This window comes from Streptomyces sp. NPDC054757, from assembly GCF_053612185.1.
Genome location: NZ_JBSHBW010000001.1, coordinates 143,233 through 161,383 on the forward strand (window position 1 = coordinate 143,233; position 18,151 = coordinate 161,383).

Below are 18,151 nucleotides of genomic sequence, written 5' to 3' on the forward strand. Positions count from 1 at the left end.
GGAGGGTCAGGCCCTCAGGTGGCGGGACCGGTCCGCTTGCCCCGGACCCGGCGGCGGTCGCCGGTCGGCGAAGGAGTGTCGGCCAGCCGCATCACCGCGCCGTCCCGCCCCGCCACCACCGGCTTCACCGACCGGGCGGCCTTGGCGCGGTACTGCGCGGCGTCCGCCAGCCGGAACAGCCGGCGGGCGGACTTCAGCGGCCCGATCGGATCGCCGGTGGACGCGACCCCGCACGCCACCCCGTCCCCCAGCTCCAGCTCGCCCGCCCGTACGCAGAGCTCGTCCGCGACCGCGATCGCCGCGTCCGCCGACGGGCCCACCGAGAGCAGGCAGAACTCGTCGCCGCCGAGGCGCGCGGCCAGCGCGCCCGGCAGCATCGCGCCGCAGACCGAGAGGACCGACCCGAAGCGTTCGAGCAGCCGGTCGCCGACCGCGTGGCCATGGGTGTCGTTGACCCGCTTCAGACCGTTCAGGTCGCAGACCATCAGGCTGACGACGGTTCCGTCCGCCAGGAACCGTTCCACCGCCGCGTCCAGCCCGATGTCGACCGCGCGGCGGTTGGCGAGCCCGGTCAGCGGGTCGGTGAAGGCCAGCTTCCTGACCTCCTCCAGGCGCTCGGTCTGCGCCAGTCCGGCCGCCACCACCGCGGCCAGCACCGTGGCGAAGTCCGCGTCGGCCCGGTCAAAGACAGGGGTCCCCACCGGCCTGGCCACATACAGCTCGCCCCAGGCCCGGCCGCGCAGCACTATGGGCGCGACCACACAGCTGCCGCGCCCGCGCCGGCGCAGCGCGGCCACCCGCTGGTGGCAGTAGCCGGCCGTGGACTCGGCCGGTCCGTCGGCCGTCTCGACCCAGGCGTTGGGTTCGCCGCCGCTCGCCCACCGCTCGTGCAGGAATTCGGCGATCTCCGGGAAGTGGTTGACCGGATAGGTCTCGGCGTCGGGGAACTCGGCCTCGCCCTCGACCCGCTCCCCCACATTGGCGAGCACCTTGAGCCGGCCCAGCTCCCGCTCCCAGACCGAGAGCGCGGCGAAACTGCCGCCCAGCGCCTCGCACGCGCCGAGCGTGGCCGCCCGCCAGGACGCACGCGGAGTCTGCGCCGACGCCATGGCCTGTGCCAGCGTCACCACTGCACGCAGCCGCACATCGTCACCCATTGCTTCAGCTTAAAGACGATGTGCGGCTTTTGAGTAGTTATGCGCTCACGCGCTGTGACATGCGGCTGTGGGATGCGGACGGACGGACGCTCCGGAGGACTCCGCGAGCCTCACTCCCCCGGCCACTGCGGCTTCCGCTTCTCGTTGAACGCCGCCACACCCTCCGCCCGGTCCCCCGAGAAGGCCACCGACCGCCAGGCCGCGTCCTCGACCTCAAGGCCGGCCCGCAGATCGAGACCGTGGCCCAGCCGCAGCGCACGCTTCGCCGCCCGCAGCCCGACCGGCGAGTTCGCCGCGATACGGTCCGCGAGCTCCAGCGCCCCGGTGCGGGCGTCGTCGGCCAGGATGTCGATCAGGCCCAGCTCGCGGGCCTCGGCCGACTCGACCCGCCGGGCGCTGAAGACCAGCTCGGCCGCGCGGGCCGCGCCGACGCGGCGCGGCAGCAGCTGGGTGCCGCCGCCCCCGGGGATCACCCCGACCGACACCTCCGGCAGGCCGACCACTGCCGTACCGTCCGCCACGATCAGATCGCAGGCGAGCGCCAGCTCGAACCCGCCGCCCAGCGCGAAGCCGTGCACGGCGGCCACGGTGGGCACCGGCAGCTCCAGTACGCCGGTGTACGCGGCGCGCGCCGTGGGGCGCTGGCGCACCAGCTCGGCGTCCGTGAGGGAGTTGCGCTCCTTGAGGTCGGCGCCCACACAGAAGGCCCGGTCATGGGTGGAGGTCAGCACCACGGTCCGCGCCGTGGAGTCCGCGGCCAGCGCCTCGCAGGCCGCCGCGATGGACCGTGCCATCTCCGTCGACACGGCGTTCATCGCCTTGGGCCGGTCCAGGACCAGTTCGGCGACATGGCCGTGGCGGCGCACGACGACGTACTCACCGAACCGCCGCTCACCCGCGTCCGTCCCGGCAGCCGTGCCCGTTCCAGTATCTGAGATTTCTGAGGTCATCCGCGCACGATAGGCCAGCGGGCACCGCGCGCGTCAGCCCCCGGCGGCCCCGGCCCGGCGTCCGGTCGGCAGCGCGCGGCCCGGCGCCCGCCGGAGCGTCGGCGGCCCCGGCGCCTCAGGTCGTACGACTCGTACGACGGGTGAGCAGCCAGGGCTCGACCACGCCGAGTCCGCGCACCGGCCGCTGCCACATCGGCTGGAGGGCGAAGCGGTAGGCGGGCGGCTCCTCGCCGTTCTTCTCGGCGCGCTCGGTCTCGGCCGCGGCCTCCGACTCGGAGACCGGCGCGTCACCGTGGCGCCCCAGCTCCTCGGCGAGCGCGCCGTCCACCAGGACCGTGTCCTTGGGCGCTATCGAGGTGAGCCGCGATGCCAGGTTCACGGTGGTGCCGAAGACGTCGCCCATCCGGGTCGTGACGGTGCCGAAGGCGATACCGACGCGCAGCTCCGGCATGGTCTCGTCGTTGCTCATGGTCTCGATGAGCCGCAGCGCGATCTCGGCGGCCGTGCCCGCGTCGTCCGCCGCGTACAGCACCTCGTCGCCGAGGGTCTTGATGAGCCTGCCGCCGTGTGCCGCGACCAGGTCGGCGCAGGTCGTCTCGAAGGCCTCGACCAGCTCGCCGAGCTCCTCCTCCTCCAGGCGCCGGGTCAGCCGGGTGAAACCGACGAGGTCGGCGAAGCCCACCGCGAGCCTGCGGTCGACCATCTCCTCGTCGTCCGCGGCCTGGACGACCCGCCCGGTGGCGGCCGCCAGCTGGCGCCGCCACACATAGCGCAAGAACTCCTCCAGTTCCGGAAGCAACAGCTCCACCAGCGGATAGGTGACCTCGGTGCGGGTCATCCCCGGCTCGGGCGGCTCGGTCAGGCCGGCCAGGAAGGAGTCGATCTGCCACTCGGCGAGCCGGGCGGTGGTCTGCCCGGTGGACCGGGCGACCTGCACCGCCATCGGCTCGCTCAGCAGCCCCGCCTCCACGAGCCCGGCCAGCCGGCGCAGCGCCAGCACATCGGCCTCGGTGAGCGCCTTGGCCTGGCCTATGTCGGGGAAGCCCATCGCCCGCCAGAAACGGGAGGCCAGCTCCATCGAGACACCGGCCGTACGCGCCGCCTGGAAGGGGGTGTAGCGCCGGTCGGCGCCGAGAATCAGGTGTTCGAGCCGGATCGCGAGCGGGTCGTTGCTCGGCTCCGCGGTGTGATCGACCTCATGGTGGGGGGTGCGGTACGGAGAGAACGGGGGCTCCTCCTCCGCGCCGGACGAGATGTTGTCGACGGTCACCTGCCGCCTCCTGCCCATTCCCTGCGCACTGCCCTGCCGATCTGGCTGACGCTCCGTGCTGATCTGCCCGCGGATCGCCTCAACCATACGGCAGGTGTGCCGTAGCTCACGTGCCCGGCGCTGTTCCGGCCGGTGTCGGGCGGGGCGCAGGTCCGGACGCCGCCCCGCCCCCGGACCGGTGTCAGACCGGGCGCAGGTGCACGATGTCACCCGCGCCGACCGGCCGCACGCCGTCCCCGGTTGCCAGCACCAGCCGCCCGTCGCCGTCGACGGCGACGGCCTCGCCGGTCAGCGAGGTGTCGCCGGGCAGCTCGGCACGGACGGTACGGCCCAGGGTCGAGCAGCCCGCCGTGTACGCCTCCTGGAGCCGTGAGGCGGCCGGGTCGCCGTCCTCGGCTCGCCACTCCCCGTACCACTGCTCAAGGGAGCGCAGCACGGCCCGCAGCAGTGGGTCGCGGTCGGTGGAGACCGCCCCGGCGAGGGCCAGCGAGCCCGCGGTGGGGACGGGCAGTTCCGCCGCGTGGAGCGAGACGTTGATGCCGACGCCGACCACCACGGCGCCGTCCGCGGTGCGTTCGACGAGGATGCCGCCCGCCTTGCGCTCGGCGCCGGACGGGGCATCCCCGGGGCCGGGCGGGCCGGAGTCCCCGGGAACCGTGACGAGCAGGTCGTTCGGCCACTTCAGCGCGGTGTCGACGCCCGCTGCCCGGGAGAGACCGGCGGCCACCGCGACCCCGGTGAGCAGCGGCAGCCACCCCCAGCGCTCGGCCGGGACCCGCGGGCCGGGCCGCAGGAGTACGGAGAAGAAGAGCCCGGAGCGCGCGGGCGCCGACCAGGTGCGGTCCAGCCGGCCGCGGGCCGCGCTCTGTTCCTCGGCCACCAGCACCGCCCCTTCCTCAAGTCCGGCGGCGCGCCCCACGAGGTCGGAGTTGGTGGACCCGGTGGCCGCGACCACGTCGAGCGAGGTCCACAGGGACCCCGGCCGCACCAGCGCGCGGCGCAGGGCCGTCGCGTTCAGCGGCGGGCGCTCCAGATCCGTCCAGCGGTTCCCAGGTACATCGGATGACGTCATGCAACCCACAGTAGGTGTGGCAAACGACGCACTGCCGAGGCGCATCAGCGCCGATACGCTACGTGTCTGTAGCCGAAACGCCCTGTCAGACGCCTGCGCACCCAGGGAGCCGCAACCCGATGTCCGAGCCGGAAGAGATCAACGTCCACACCACCGCGGGGAAGCTCGCGGATCTTCAGCACCGCATCGAGGAGGCGACCCACGCCGGTTCGGCGCGCGCGGTGGAGAAGCAGCATGCCAAGGGCAAGCTGACAGCCCGTGAGCGAGTGGAACTGCTCCTCGACGACGGGTCGTTCACCGAGCTGGACGAGTTCGCCCGGCACCGCTCCACCAACTTCGGCATCGAGAAGAACCGCCCGTACGGCGACGGTGTGGTGACCGGTTACGGCACGGTCGACGGCCGCCCGGTCTGTGTCTACTCGCAGGACTTCACCATCTTCGGCGGGTCGCTCGGCGAGGTGTACGGCGAGAAGATCGTCAAGGTCATGGACTTCGCCATGAAGACCGGCTGCCCGATCATCGGCATCAACGACGGCGGCGGCGCCCGGATCCAGGAGGGGGTGGCCGCGCTCGGCCTGTTCGCCGAGATCTTCCGCCGCAACGTCCACGCGTCGGGGGTGATCCCGCAGATCAGCCTGATCGTCGGCCCGTGCGCGGGCGGCGCCGTGTACTCCCCCGCCATCACCGACTTCACGGTGATGGTCGACCAGACCTCGCACATGTTCATCACCGGGCCCGACGTCATCAAGACCGTCACCGGTGAGGATGTCGGCTTCGAGGAGCTGGGCGGCGCCCGTACGCACAACACCACGTCCGGTGTGGCGCACCACATGGCGGGTGACGAGAAGGACGCGATCGAGTACGTCAAGTCGCTGCTCTCCTACCTCCCTTCGAACAACCTCTCCGACGCGCCCGCCTTCCCCGAGGAGGCGGATCTGGAGACCTCGGACGTGGACCGGGAGCTGGACACGCTCATCCCGGACTCGGCGAACCAGCCGTACGACATGCACACGGCCATCGAGCATGTGCTGGACGACGGTGAGTTCCTGGAGACCCAGGGCCTGTTCGCGCCGAACATCGTGACCGGTTTCGGACGGGTCGAGGGCCACCCGGTGGGCATCGTCGCCAACCAGCCGATGCAGTTCGCCGGCTGTCTGGACATCAACGCGTCCGAGAAGGCGGCGCGCTTCGTCCGCACCTGCGACGCGTTCAACGTCCCCGTCATCACCTTCGTCGACGTGCCGGGCTTCCTGCCGGGTGTGGACCAGGAGTACGGCGGCATCATCCGGCGCGGTGCCAAGCTGATCTACGCGTACGCGGAGGCCACGGTCCCGCTGATCACGGTGATCACGCGCAAGGCGTTCGGCGGCGCGTACGACGTGATGGGCTCCAAGCACCTGGGCGCCGACCTCAATGTCGCCTGGCCCACCGCGCAGATCGCGGTGATGGGCGCGCAGGGCGCGGTGAACATCCTGCACCGGCGCACCATCGCGGCCGCGCAGGACGCCGACGCGACCCGGGCCGAGCTGATCTCGGAGTACGAGGACACGCTGCTCAACCCGTATGTCGCGGCCGAACGCGGCTATGTCGACGCGGTGATCATGCCGTCCGAGACCCGCAGGCACATCGTGCGGGGGCTGCGTCAGCTGCGCACGAAGCGGGAGTCGCTGCCGCCCAAGAAGCACGGCAACATTCCGCTGTAGGAACCACTTCCGGACACTGCTTACGGACCGCTACCCACCCCATCCGCAGAAGGGCTCGACGATGATCAAGGTCGTACGGGGAAACCCGACCCCGGAGGAGCTGGCCGCCGCGGTCGCGGTGGTCCAGGCGCGCGCCGCCGCGGCGGCCGCCGCCCCGTCAGGAGCGCCGCTGCCACCGGAGGAGTGGTCGGACCCGGCGCGCATCGCCCGGCACCGGATACCGCAGCCGGGGCCGCGGGCGTGGGCGCGCACCTACTGGCCGGGGTAGGGCGGTACGGGCGGGTGCGGTCCCGCCAGGGCGTTGTGGCGGCCGGGTCACCACGGGCGGGTAGCTACGGGCGGGTCCCGGCCCGCCCCGGGGCGGGCCGTCCGGGTCAGACCGCCGGGGTCACGCCGCCGTACGTGTGCCGCCGCCCGGGTCAGGCCGCGCGTACGTGTGCCGCCGCCCGTTCCGCCGCGCGGACCACCTGTTCGGTGTCCACGTTCACCAGCTCCCCGCCGGACTTCCGCAGGTAGCCGTCGATGAAGACCTCACTGACGTTCGGCGGCTGGCCGTTGAGCACGATCTGGCTGACCCAGTCGAAGCGCGGGGCGAAGTTGAGGGTGCCGGGGTCCAGGACCAGAACGTCGGCGCGCTTGCCCGGCGTCAGTGAGCCGACCTGACCGGCCAGCCCGACGCATTCGGCGCCGCCCATCGTCGCCAGCCGCAGCACCGCCGGGATGGTCGGGTGGATCCCGGCGTCCAGGTGAAGCGCCCGCTGGAGGCCGACGGCCGCCTTCATCACGTTGAACATGTCGGATGTGTCGTTGGTGCCGCCGTCATGCCCGAGCCCGGCCCGGATGCCGCGCCGGTGCATCGCGGGCAGCGGCATGATGCCGGAGGCCAGCCGCATATTGCTGAGCGGGCAGTGCGCCACCCGTACACCGTGGTCGCCGGTGAGCGCTATCTCGTCGTCGGTGAGGTGGATCGCGTGGTTCATCAGCAGTCCGGGACCGAAGGCGCCGACCTCGCGCAGGGCGCGGATCTGCTCGTCCTTGCGGTCGTCGCGGTTCTCCAGGACATGGGAGTTGATCATCAGTCCGAGGTCCCGGGAGACCTCGTGCAGCAGCCGCAGATCCTTGATCCCGGGCATGCTCGCATGCACCGCCACCTGGGCGGATGCCAGCGGCAGCGGGTCCAGGAAGTCCTTCTTCACCTCGGGGATCAGCCGGCGGTCGGCGCCGCTCTGCGTCATCGCGTAGACGAACCTCAGCCCTGAGTCGTGCAGCGCCCGGACATAGCGCTCACTCGTCTCGTACGGGATGGCGTGCACCCAGTCCACGACGGTGGTGACTCCGGCCTGCAGCGCGTCCAGGGCCGCGAGATGGACGAATCCGTACATGTCCTGGGCGTCGATCTTCGGCAGCGTCGTACGGTTGCAGGCCGCGAGCCAGCCGGTCACGTTCTGGTCGGAGCAGCCGCCGCGGATGCTCGACTGCCAGAGGTGGTTGTGGATGTCGACGAAGCCCGGCATGACCAGCTTGCCGGTGGCGTCCACCACCCGCGCGCCGTGCGGGACGTCGAGTCCCCGGCCGACGGCGGCGATCCTCCCGTCCCGCAGCAGGACGTCGGTGCCGCCCTCCATGGTGCCGAGTTCGCCTTCGCCGACGCCCGGGTCCATGGTGAGGACGAGACCGGCGCCGCGCAGCAGGGTGGTCCGCCGCTCGCCCGGTTTCTCGCCGTGACCGGTCGGCCGTTCGTGGGCGGTGGCCGGTAACCCGGTGGCTGCCGCCAGCGGAACAGCACCAAGACCTGCGAGAACGCTTCGTCTGCTCATTTTCGGAAAGTTCATTCCATTTTTATATCCCGGCCCTGACGCGACGCATGAAGACGGCTTCCAGCCAACTGACGGGGCGTCAGCAATGGGGAGGTGTCCGACTCGTCCGGGCAGCCTGAGTACCCGTACTCAGGCGCCGGGACCCTCCCCGGCCGCACCATCGGGTGCATGCTGTGGTCCGATCCGGAGAACAAACCGCCCAAGGAGCTGCGGGACGCACAGGCGATGCTGCGCCGTGCCGGTCTCGTACTCGCCGCGGCGATGGTTCTCGTGATGGCGGTGCTCAGCCTGCGCTGAACGGGTCGCTCGTGCGGTCATACGATGGCCCGCATGACTGCACAGCGCCGACTCGTTCTCGGTTCCGCATCGCCCGCCCGTCTCGGACTGCTCCGCAACGCCGGACTCGACCCCGAGGTGATCGTCAGCGGCGTGGACGAGGACGCCCTCAGCGCCCCCACCCCCGCCGAGCTGGCTCTCGTACTGGCCGAGGCCAAGGCCCGGTCGGTCGCCGCCCGGGAGGCCGCGGCCGGCGCCCTCGTCATCGGCTGTGACTCCGTACTGGAGCTGGACGGCGAGGCGCTCGGCAAGCCGGCCGACGCCGATGAGGCCACCGCACGCTGGAGGGCCATGCGCGGCCGGGCAGGCATCCTGCAGACCGGTCACTGCGTCATCGACACCGCGACCGGCCGCACCGTGTCGGCCACCGCGTCCACCACGGTCCGCTTCGGCGAACCGACGGACGCCGAGGTCGCCGCGTACGTGGCGAGCGGCGAACCGCTCCATGTCGCGGGGGCCTTCACCCTCGACGGCCGCTCGGCACCGTTCGTCGACTCCATCGAGGGCGACCACGGCAATGTCATCGGACTCTCGCTGCCGCTGCTGCGCAAGCTGCTGGCCGAACTGGACGTGTCCCTCACAGACCTCTGGGTCTGACGGACCCCTGGGTCTGACGGACCTCTGGGTCTGACGGTCTCCGCATCCGAAACCGGTCAGACCTGGTCCGACCACGTCAGACCATGTCCGACCGCCCCGGGACCGGAACCGGCGCGGGCCCCTCGGCGCAGTGCAGCGGCTCCGGCGCCGCGCCGGGGACTCCGGTCCGTACGAAGCCCAGCCAGGTCGTCCGCAGTGCGGCGCCCAGCGCCTCGACCTCATCCCAGGGGGTGTCGCCCAGCATCGGGGCGCCCTCCCACGCCCCCCGGCCGCCGAGCAGCAGCGGCAGTTCGACGCAGTGGGTCGCACCGAGGGGCGAACCCGCGGGGCGCCAGTCGAGCCGGTAGGAGTGCACCCGGGCGCCCGCCCGTTCGAGCCGGGCGCCCAGCTCCGCGAGGGGTGCGGCGTACATCCGGGCGGTGAGCTCCGCCGGGTCGCCCGTCTCGCCCGGGAAGGCGGTCATGTCGTCGGCGTTCCAGCCGTACAGGACGTCCAGGCCGCGGACGTTCGCCGCGAAGGCGGCGCCGTCCCGGCCGATCACCCCTTCGACGGGGCTGAACGGCGGCTCCAGGGAACTGGCCGCCTCCCGGAGATGGGCCGCCGCGGTCACCCGCTGTGCGTCGAGCAGCGCCGCCGGGCCCGCAGTCGACGGGGACTCGCCCAGCGTGGCGAGGTGATCCGCGAAGATCCGCCCGAGCGCCTCGGCGTCCTCGCGGGACCGCTCGGTGAGCACCAGGGGGGCGCTCTGCAGAATCGCGCGGTGGAAGAGCCCCCGGGCCTCGGCCATCTCCATCAGCAGCCGGATCGAGATACCGCCCGCCGACTGGCCGAAGACGGTGACACTGCCGGGGTCGCCGCCGTACTCCGCGATGTGCTCCCGCACCCAGCGGAGCGCTTCGAGCTGGTCGTACAGGCCGAGGTTCCCCTCGCTGACGCCGTCGAGACAGAGATAACCCAGTGCGCCCACCCGGTAGTTGACCCCGACGACCACCACATCGCCCTGTGCGGCGAGCGCCCCGCCGTCGTACCAGTCCATCAGGCCGGCGCCGCTGCTGAACCCGCCGCCGTGGAACCAGACCATCACCGGCCGGGCCCCGCCGCCCCCGGCCGGGGCGGTGACCGTCAGATTCAGGCAGTCCTCGCCCTGGGGCCTGCGGTCGTGGGGCGGGCCCATCACCGCGTCGAGCCTGGACGGCGGCTGCGGGCAGATCTCGCCGCCGGCGGGGCGGGCGTCACGGGCCGCCACGGCACGCGGCCGTCCGAAGCGCTCGGCGGTCGCATAGCGGATGGGGCCCGTACGGACAGGCTCCGCACCGGCCGGGCCGGTGCCGCTCGTCCCGGTACCGGTCGGCCCCGTACCGGTCGACCCAGTGCTGGAGCCTGTCATGCCGTACCTCCTGTGCCGGTCAGCGGCCCACCGGGTACGGCGTCCGCGGTTCCAGTCTCCACCGGTTCCGGCGCCTGCGCCGGGGCGCTCTCCGGCACCAGCCGGAACAGCGCGACCGCACCGCCCAGGCTGACCGCGCAGATCACCGCGAGATACCAGGTCACCCCGGTGGACGTCCCGTCGGTGTTCAGCAGCGCGGTGGCGATCATGGGGGCGAGCCCGCCGCCCAGGATGGCGCCGCTCTGCAGGATCACCGAGGACCCGGAGTACCGGACCCGGGCCGGGAAGGTGTCCGCGATGAGGGAGCCCTGGACGCAGTGGGTCACGGGGATGATGAGCCCCATGCCCACCAGCGCGACCACGGCGAGCACCGGGCTGCCGGTGTCCAGCAGCGGGAAGAAGGCCACGCACCAGACCAGGATGGCGGCGGAGCCCGCGATGAACATGGTGCGCCGGCCGTGCCGGTCCGCGTACGTCGTCCACACCGGTATCGCCGCGAACCAGAGCACCGCCGCCGCCGTCACGCTCAGGATCAGGAACTGCTTGTCGTAGTGCAGGTGTTCGCTGCCGTACGAGAGCGTGAACACCATGAACACATAGGCGACGGCCGAGTTGGCGACCACCGCGAGCAGCGTCAGCACCAGCCGGGGGAATCCAACCTTCAGGGACTCGGCGAGCGGGAACCTGACCACCTCGCCATCGGCGAGCACCCGGTGGAAGGACGGCGACTCGGTGACCCGGAGCCTGATCACCAGGCCCACCGCGACCAGGACGAAGCTCAGCAGGAAGGGGATGCGCCAGCCCCACGCGGTGAACGTGTCGTCGCCGAGCAGCGAGTTGGCGGCCAGGAAGACGACGTTCGCCAGGACCAGTCCGGCCGGGGTCCCCATCTGCGGGAAGCCCGCGTAGAGGTTCCGTCTGGTCCCCGGCGCGTGCTCCATCGACATCAGGGTGGCACCCGCGCCCTCACCGCCCAGCCCGATGCCCTGGATGATCCGCAGGGTCACGAGCAGCGCCGGTGACCAGAAGCCGATGGACGCGTATCCGGGGAGGAGGCCGATGAGAGTGGAGCCGATCCCCATCAGGACCAGGGAGACCACCAGGGTCGCCTTGCGTCCGATCCGGTCGCCGAAGTGGCCGAAGACCAGGCCCCCGAGGGGCCGGGCGACGAAGCCGACGGCGAGCGTACTGAAGCTGGCGAGGGTGCCGGCCGCGGGGCTGAGCGACGGGAAGAACTGCTTGTTGAAGACCAGTGCGGCGGCCGTGCCGTAGAGGAAGAAGTCGTACCACTCCAGGGTCGTGCCGGCGAGCGTCGCGACAGCGGTCCTGGCGGGGGACGGGGGGTTCACGGGGGGATTCACGGACTGGTCCCCGGGGGTCGGATTCACCGGGGACGGGATCACGGGCTGGTACCCGGGGGACGGATTCACGGGCTGGTTCACGGGGGTGACCTCTCGCTTGTTCCGTGGATCGTGGCGCCGTGGGCCATCACACACAAATACTGAAAACGGAGTTCACCATAGCTGTTTCGGTATACCGGAAGCCTTCCCTCCGGCCACTCCGCACCAGGAGCAGGTATACCAGTTTACTTATACCGAGGCGCAGGAAGCGCATTTGTACGGTATGGGTCGGCGGCCCACAGTGGACGCATGACGGCAGATACAGGGCGGTGGATCCGCAACTTCGTAGAGGGACGGTTCGTGGAACCGGACGGGTCGGTCCGGGGCTTCGACGCGGTGGACCCGGCGACCGGCCGGGTGTACGCCCGGGTGCACGAGGCGGACGGACCGCTGGTGGACCGGGCCGTACGGGGGGCCAGACGGGCTCTGCACGACGGCTGGGCGGGTACGCCCGTCGGGGAGCGGACCGCGCTGCTGCGGCGGGCCGCCGACCGGATCGAGGAACGCTTCGAGGAGTTCGTGGCCGCCGAGGTGGCCGACACCGGCAAGCCGGTGGCCCAGGCCCGTTCGCTCGATGTCGCACGGGCCGTCGCCAACTTCCGTGCCTTCGCCGACGTGGTCGGGGCCGCCGGCCAGGAGTCGTTCGTGACCGACCTCCCCGGCGGCCGGCAGGCTCTCAACTACGCGGTGCGCAAGCCGCTCGGGGTCGTCGCGGTCATCGTGCCGTGGAACCTGCCGCTCCTGCTGCTGACGTGGAAGGTCGCCCCCGCGCTCGCCTGCGGCAACGCGGTGGTGGTCAAGCCGAGCGAGGAGACGCCCGCCACCGCGACCCTGCTGGCCGAGGTGCTGGCCGAAGTCGGCCTGCCCGCCGGGGTCTACAACGTGGTGCACGGCTTCGGCGGTGGTTCGGCGGGCGCGTATCTGACGTCCCATCCGGGGATCGACGGGGTGACCTTCACCGGCTCGTCCGCCACCGGCTCGCAGGTCATGCGGACCGTCGCACCCCGGGTGCGGCCGGTCTCCTTCGAACTGGGCGGCAAGAACGCCGCCCTGGTCTTCGACGACGCCGACATCGAGGAGACGCTCGACGGACTGGCCAGGTCCGTCTTCACCAACACCGGCCAGGTCTGCCTCTGCACCGAGCGGGTGTACGTACAGCGCTCGGTGTTCGCGGACATCGCGGACGGCCTGACCGCACGCGCCCGCGCCCTGCGCCTCGGCTCCCCCGGCGACGAGCGGACCACCACGGGGCCGCTCATCTCGCAGGCCCACCGCGCCAAGGTGCTGGGCTACTTCGACCTCGCCGAGCAGGCCGGGGCGAAGGTGCTCACCGGTGGCGGTGTGCCGGAGCTGGGCCCGGAGCTGGCGGGCGGTTCGTGGATCGAGCCGACGCTCTGGACCGGGCTGGACCAGACGGACCGGCCGGTACGCGAGGAGATCTTCGGCCCGGTGGCCGCACTGATCCCCTTCGACACCGAGGAGGAGGCCGTCGCGCTCGCCAACGACACCGAGTACGGCCTCGCGGCCTCCGTCTGGACCAACGACCTGCGCCGCGGCCACCGGGTGGCCCAGGCGATGGACACCGGGATGGCCTGGGTCAACACCTGGTTCCTGCGCGATCTGCGCTCCCCCTTCGGCGGTACCGGGCTCTCCGGCATCGGCCGGGAGGGCGGCGCGTCCTCGATGCACTTCTACACAGAGCCGACGAATGTGTGCGTACAGCTGTGAACGATCACCCCTCCCCCAGGACCGGCGCCGGGACGGCCGCCGAAGGCCCCGATGCCGACGCCGGTGTCGGCGCCGCTGTCGCCCGGCTCGCCGAGGCCGCCGCCACCCGCACCCCGTGCGCACCCGTCAGGGAGTTCATCGGCCGCACCGATCTGGACGCCGCCTATGAGGTGCAGCGCCGGCTCACCGAGGCCAGGAGCGCGGCCGGCGCCCGGATCGCGGGCGCCAAGATCGGGCTCACCGCCCCCGCCGTACAGCAGCAGTTCGGTGTCTACCAGCCGGACTTCGGGGTGCTCTTCGACGACATGGTGTACGCCCACACCGAGCCGCTGCCGTACGGCCGGTTCCTCCAGCCACGCGCCGAGGGCGAGATCGCGTTCGTACTGGGCCGGGACATCGACCGGCCGGGCGCGGGCGTCGCGGACGTCCTGCGGGCCACCGAGTTCGTGCTCCCCGCCATCGAGATCGTGGACTCGCGGATCGCCGGCTGGGACCTGTCCCTCACCGACACCGTGGCGGACAACGCCTCCAGCGGCGCGGTGGTCCTCGGCACCACCCCGTACTCACTGACCGGCCTCGACCTCGCCCGGGTCGGGATGACGCTCCGGCGCGACGGCGATCCCGTCGCGTTCGGCGCCGGTCACGCCTGCCTCGGCTCACCGGTCGTCGCGGTCGCCTGGCTGGCGCGCGAACTCGCCGCGCGGGGGCGGCCGTTGCGGGCCGGTGACGTGGTCATGTCCGGCGCGCTCGGGCCGATGGTGCCGGTCACCGGAGGGGGCCGGTTCCGGCTCGAACTGGACGGAATCGGCGAGGTCGACGCCGTCATCGAGGCGGCGGCACGGACCGCCGGCGAAGAGAGGACCCAGTGAGCACATCAGCATCGGCGTCCGGCACCGTCCCGGTCGCCGTCATCGGCTCCGGCAATATCGGCACCGACCTCATGATCAAGGTGCTGCGGCTGTCGAAGACCCTGCGCATGGGCGCGATGGCCGGGATCGACCCGGCGTCGGACGGCCTCGCCCGCGCCGCACGGCTCAAGGTCGCCACCACCCACCGGGGCGTCGAAGGGCTGGTGGAGATGGCGGAGTTCGCCGACATCAAGGTGATCTTCGACGCCACATCGGCCGGCGCCCATGTCCGTAACGCCGAACTCGCCCGCGCCCACGGCAAGTTGATGATCGACCTGACCCCCGCCGCGCTGGGTCCGTTCGTCGTGCCGTCCGTCAACCTGGACGAGCATCTGGACGCACCGGACGTCAACATGGTGACCTGCGGCGGGCAGGCGACCATCCCGGTCGTCGCCGCGGTCTCCCGGATCGCCCCCGTCGCGTACGGCGAGATCGTCGCCTCCATCGCCTCCCGCTCGGCGGGGCCCGGCACCCGCGCCAACATCGACGAGTTCACCGAGACCACCGGCGAGGCCATCCGGGTTGTCGGCGGCGCCGCGGTGGGCAAGGCGATCATCGTGCTCAACCCCGCCGAGCCCCCGCTCGCCATGCGCGACACGGTGCACTGCCTGGTCGAAGGGGCCGTACCGGCCGGTGTACGGGAGCGGATCGCCGCCTCCGTACGCGAGATGGCCGAGGCGGTACGCACGTATGTGCCCGGCTACCGGCTCAAGCAGGAGATGCAGTTCGAGGAGGTCACCGATGTCCTGGTCCCGGCGCTCGGCCGCCGGGTCACCGGACTCCGCGTCTCCGTCTTCCTGGAGGTCATCGGCGCGGGCCACTACCTCCCGGACTACGCCGGGAACCTCGACATCATGACCTCCGCCGCGGTCCGCACCGCCGAGAAGACCGCCGCACTCCGAGGATGGGTGACCCCATGAAGCTCTACATACAGGATGTGACCCTCCGCGACGGCATGCACGCGATGGGTCATATGTACACCGTCGACCAGGTGCGCCGGATCGTCGGCGCACTGGACCGGGCGGGGGTCGCCGCCATCGAGGTCGCGCACGGCGACGGGCTCGGCGGGTCGAGCGCCACCTACGGCTTCGGCGCGCACTCCGACGAGGAGTGGATCGAGGCGGCGGCCGACGTCCTGGTCCAGGCGAAGCTCACCACCCTGCTGCTGCCCGGCATCGGCACCATCGAGCATCTGCGCCGGGCGCACGCGCTGGGCGTACGGAGCGTACGCATCGCCACCCACTGCACCGAGGCGGATGTCGCGGCGCAGCACATCGCCTGGGCGCGCGAGAACGGGATGGACGTCTCGGGCTTCCTGATGATGAGCCACCTCAACTCCCCGCAGGGACTGGCCGGGCAGGCCGCGCTGATGGAGTCGTACGGCGCGCACTGCGTGTATGTGACGGACTCCGGCGGGCGGCTGACCATGCGGGACGTCGCCGACCGGGTCGCCGCGTACCGCGAGGTGCTCGACCCGGCCACCGAGATCGGCATCCATGCCCACGAGAACCTCTCGCTCTCGGTCGCCAACAGCGTCACGGCGGTGGAGCACGGCGCGCGCCGGGTGGATGTGGCGCTGGCGGGGCAGGGCGCGGGGGCGGGCAACTGCCCGGCCGAGCCGTTCGTCGCGGTCGCCGACCTGATGGGCTGGGAGCACGGCTGCGATCTGTTCGCGCTCCAGGACGCGGCCGACGACATCGTCCGGCCGATGCGCGACCGCCCGGTGCAGGTGGACCGGGAGACCCTGACCCTCGGGTACGCGGGCGTCTACTCCAGCTTCCTGCTGCACGCCGGACGAGCGGCCGAGCGGTACGGGCTCGACACCCGGGAGATCCTCCTGGAGGTGGGACGCCGGCAGCTGGTGGGCGGCCAGGAGGACCTGATCGTGGACATCGCACTGGACCTGGCCGCACGGCGCGGGTCCCTGACGGACGGGAGCGGCCAGTGACCGAGCAGGAGACCACCACGGGCCCGGGGCCCCTCGGCGCGGCCACCGTGGCGGAGCTGGCGGCGCGGCTCGACACGGCGCAGACGTCCGGGACCGACACCCCGAGCCTCGCCGACACCCACACCTTCGGCATCGATGACGCGTACGCGGTGCAGGCGGCGCTGCTGGCCCGCAGGCAGGCGCGCGGCGAGCACATCACCGGGGTGAAACTGGGCTTCACCAGCAAGGCGAAGATGGCCCAGATGGGCGTGTCCGACGTGATCGTCGGCCGGCTGACCGACGGGATGCGAATCGCGGACGGCGGCGATGCCGCACTGGACCGCTTCATCCATCCGAAGGCCGAGCCCGAGGTCGCGTACCGGCTCTGCCGCGATGTGGACCTGGCCGGCCCGCTGACGGACATCGAGTCCTGTGTGGACGCGATGGCGCCGGCGATCGAGATCATCGACTCCCGGTACCGGGACTTCCGGTTCACCTACGAGGACGTCGTCGCGGACAACACGTCGGCGGCCGGTTACGTGATCGGCCCCTGGCGCCCGTTCGGCGAAGCGGCCAACCGCGCGGTGCTGCTGCGCTCCGGTGAGGCCGAGGCGACCGGTTCGACCGCCGCCATCCTGGGCGACCCGGTCCACGCGCTGCACGCGCTGCTCGACATGTGCCGCCGCCGGTCCATCCCGCTGCGGGCCGGCCAGGTCGTGCTCGCGGGCGCGGCGACTGCGGCGCTCCCGCTCGCGGAGGGCGTGACCACGTGCGATGTGGCCGGGCTCGGCACGGTCTCGCTGAAGGGGATCCGATGAGCGGCGCACAGGTGATCAGAGGGCGGGCCACCCCACGCGGCCGGTTCCCGCATGTGAAGGTCGTCGGCGATGTGGTCTATGTGTCGGGCACCAGCTCGCGCAGGCCGGACAACACCTTCGTGGGCGCCGAGGCCGACGAACTCGGCACCACCCGCCTCGATATCAGGGCGCAGACCCGCGCCGTCATCGAGAACATCCGGGGCATCCTCGCCGAGGTCGGCGCCGAGCTGTCGGACGTCGCCCAGCTCACCACGTATCTGGTCTCCATGAACGACTTCGGCGGCTACAACGAGGTCTACGGCGAGTACTTCGACGAGCAGGGCCCGACCAGGACCACGGTCGCGGTGCACCAGCTGCCGCATCCGCATCTGCTGATCGAGATCCAGGCGGTGGCCCATCTGCCGCGCTCCGCCGGACCGCCCGCAGAACCGCCCGCCGCACAGACCACGGACACGGCACAGAACACGGACACGGCGCAGAACACGCACAGCACGACCAGCACGACCAGCACGCACGGCAAGAGCAGCAAGAACAGCACGATCAGCACGGAGGTGCTCCCATGACCGCCATCCCCCCGGTCATCGATTTCCAGGGCTGGATCACCGAGCACGAGCACCTGCTCAAGCCCCCGGTGAACAACAGGACCATGTCGCTCGGCGAAGACTTCATCGTCCAGATCGTCGGCGGCCCCAACGAGCGGACCGACTACCACCTCGACCCGTACGAGGAGTGGTTCTACCAGGTCAAGGGCGCGATGCAGGTGAACGTCATGACCGAGGACGGCCCGCGGACCGTGCACATCAAGGAGGGCGAGGCCTGGCTGCTCCCCGGCAGCCTCCCGCACTCCCCGCAGCGGCCCGACCCCGCCTCGATCGGCCTGGTCATCGAGCGGGTGCGCGAGGAAGGGACCCTGGAGCGGTTCCAGTGGTACTGCCCCGAGTGCGCGGCCCTCGTCCATGAGACCGAGCTCCAGGTCCGGGACATCGTCGCCGATCTGCCGCCGGTCTTCGCCGAGTTCTACGGCGACGAGAAGGCCCGGAGCTGCCCGCAGTGCGGCGCCCTCCACCCCGGGAAGGGCTGA

The 18,151-nt window shown here is 71.8% G+C and carries 17 protein-coding genes and 1 pseudogene; 11 read left to right on the forward strand and 7 right to left on the reverse strand.

Annotated elements, in window-relative coordinates; translation table 11 throughout:
• Nucleotides 1-14: 14 nt before the first annotated feature.
• The 4 genes from ACWGKJ_RS00565 to ACWGKJ_RS00580 form a co-directional block, all read right to left on the reverse strand.
• A complete protein-coding gene (locus ACWGKJ_RS00565) occupies nucleotides 15-1,157 on the reverse strand; it encodes a diguanylate cyclase domain-containing protein (protein ID WP_453315649.1) in 1,143 nt (380 codons plus the stop codon).
• Between the two features lie 110 nt (nucleotides 1,158-1,267).
• Nucleotides 1,268-2,107, reverse strand: a complete 840-nt coding sequence (locus ACWGKJ_RS00570; RefSeq protein ID WP_385020989.1) for an enoyl-CoA hydratase/isomerase family protein — start codon at nucleotides 2,105-2,107, stop codon at nucleotides 1,268-1,270.
• A gap of 115 nt (nucleotides 2,108-2,222) precedes the next feature.
• Entirely contained in the window at nucleotides 2,223-3,377 is a 1,155-nt protein-coding gene (locus ACWGKJ_RS00575) for an adenylate/guanylate cyclase domain-containing protein (protein ID WP_385020986.1), read from the reverse strand.
• A gap of 181 nt (nucleotides 3,378-3,558) precedes the next feature.
• A complete protein-coding gene (locus tag ACWGKJ_RS00580; protein WP_385020983.1) occupies nucleotides 3,559-4,449 on the reverse strand; it encodes a biotin--[acetyl-CoA-carboxylase] ligase in 891 nt (296 codons plus the stop codon).
• Nucleotides 4,450-4,568: 119 nt separating this feature from the next.
• Here ACWGKJ_RS00580 and ACWGKJ_RS00585 point away from each other — a divergent pair, with 119 nt between their 5' ends.
• Both ACWGKJ_RS00585 and ACWGKJ_RS00590 read left to right on the forward strand, forming a co-directional pair.
• A complete protein-coding gene (locus tag ACWGKJ_RS00585; RefSeq protein ID WP_385020980.1) occupies nucleotides 4,569-6,152 on the forward strand; it encodes an acyl-CoA carboxylase subunit beta in 1,584 nt (527 codons plus the stop codon).
• 61 nt (nucleotides 6,153-6,213) lie between these two features.
• A complete protein-coding gene (locus tag ACWGKJ_RS00590) occupies nucleotides 6,214-6,420 on the forward strand; it encodes an acyl-CoA carboxylase epsilon subunit (protein ID WP_385020976.1) in 207 nt (68 codons plus the stop codon).
• A gap of 151 nt (nucleotides 6,421-6,571) precedes the next feature.
• Here ACWGKJ_RS00590 and ACWGKJ_RS00595 read toward each other — a convergent pair whose 3' ends face one another.
• Nucleotides 6,572-7,969, reverse strand: coding sequence for an amidohydrolase family protein (locus ACWGKJ_RS00595; RefSeq protein WP_385020973.1), 1,398 nt, complete (start codon nucleotides 7,967-7,969; stop codon nucleotides 6,572-6,574).
• Nucleotides 7,970-8,137: 168 nt separating this feature from the next.
• Between ACWGKJ_RS00595 and mmpB the strand changes: the two genes are divergently transcribed.
• The gene (mmpB, locus tag ACWGKJ_RS00600; protein WP_356828410.1) at nucleotides 8,138-8,266 is read left to right on the forward strand and encodes a morphogenic membrane protein MmpB; all 129 of its coding nucleotides are present in this window, start codon (nucleotides 8,138-8,140) and stop codon (nucleotides 8,264-8,266) included.
• A 24-nt stretch (nucleotides 8,267-8,290) separates the two neighbouring features.
• Nucleotides 8,291-8,902 (forward strand): nucleoside triphosphate pyrophosphatase, encoded by a 612-nt coding sequence (locus ACWGKJ_RS00605; protein ID WP_385020969.1) that lies wholly within the window; start codon nucleotides 8,291-8,293, stop codon nucleotides 8,900-8,902.
• A gap of 76 nt (nucleotides 8,903-8,978) precedes the next feature.
• On the opposite strand, the gene ACWGKJ_RS00610 is transcribed toward ACWGKJ_RS00605, so the two are convergent.
• Nucleotides 8,979-10,289, reverse strand: a complete 1,311-nt coding sequence (locus ACWGKJ_RS00610; protein WP_385020966.1) for a carboxylesterase family protein — start codon at nucleotides 10,287-10,289, stop codon at nucleotides 8,979-8,981.
• Nucleotides 10,286-11,638 (reverse strand): MFS transporter, encoded by a 1,353-nt coding sequence (locus ACWGKJ_RS00615; protein ID WP_385020963.1) that lies wholly within the window; start codon nucleotides 11,636-11,638, stop codon nucleotides 10,286-10,288. Before ACWGKJ_RS00615 ends, ACWGKJ_RS00610 begins: the two co-directional genes overlap by 4 nt.
• A 300-nt stretch (nucleotides 11,639-11,938) precedes the next feature.
• On the opposite strand from ACWGKJ_RS00615, the gene ACWGKJ_RS00620 reads away from it, so the two are divergent.
• The 7 genes and pseudogenes from ACWGKJ_RS00620 to ACWGKJ_RS00650 all read left to right on the forward strand — a co-directional run bounded on the left by ACWGKJ_RS00620 (nucleotide 11,939) and on the right by ACWGKJ_RS00650 (nucleotide 18,151).
• Nucleotides 11,939-13,417 (forward strand): 2-hydroxymuconic semialdehyde dehydrogenase, encoded by a 1,479-nt coding sequence (locus ACWGKJ_RS00620; protein WP_385020960.1) that lies wholly within the window; start codon nucleotides 11,939-11,941, stop codon nucleotides 13,415-13,417.
• Complete coding sequence (locus ACWGKJ_RS00625) at nucleotides 13,414-14,286, forward strand: 2-keto-4-pentenoate hydratase (protein WP_385020957.1); 873 nt, start codon at nucleotides 13,414-13,416, stop codon at nucleotides 14,284-14,286. Before ACWGKJ_RS00620 ends, ACWGKJ_RS00625 begins: the two co-directional genes overlap by 4 nt.
• A complete protein-coding gene (locus ACWGKJ_RS00630; RefSeq protein ID WP_385020954.1) occupies nucleotides 14,283-15,245 on the forward strand; it encodes an acetaldehyde dehydrogenase (acetylating) in 963 nt (320 codons plus the stop codon). Before ACWGKJ_RS00625 ends, ACWGKJ_RS00630 begins: the two co-directional genes overlap by 4 nt.
• Complete coding sequence (gene dmpG / locus ACWGKJ_RS00635; RefSeq protein ID WP_385020951.1) at nucleotides 15,242-16,273, forward strand: 4-hydroxy-2-oxovalerate aldolase; 1,032 nt, start codon at nucleotides 15,242-15,244, stop codon at nucleotides 16,271-16,273. The genes ACWGKJ_RS00630 and dmpG overlap by 4 nt, the downstream gene beginning before the upstream one ends.
• Nucleotides 16,270-17,070, forward strand: a complete 801-nt coding sequence (locus ACWGKJ_RS00640) for a 2-keto-4-pentenoate hydratase (RefSeq protein WP_385020948.1) — start codon at nucleotides 16,270-16,272, stop codon at nucleotides 17,068-17,070. Before dmpG ends, ACWGKJ_RS00640 begins: the two co-directional genes overlap by 4 nt.
• Nucleotides 17,067-17,480 (forward strand): annotated as a pseudogene (locus ACWGKJ_RS00645) (RidA family protein); the annotation flags it as partial. The gene ACWGKJ_RS00640 and the pseudogene ACWGKJ_RS00645, both read left to right, overlap by 4 nt.
• Nucleotides 17,481-17,629: 149 nt before the next feature.
• Nucleotides 17,630-18,151, forward strand: coding sequence for a 3-hydroxyanthranilate 3,4-dioxygenase (locus ACWGKJ_RS00650; RefSeq protein WP_385020945.1), 522 nt, complete (start codon nucleotides 17,630-17,632; stop codon nucleotides 18,149-18,151).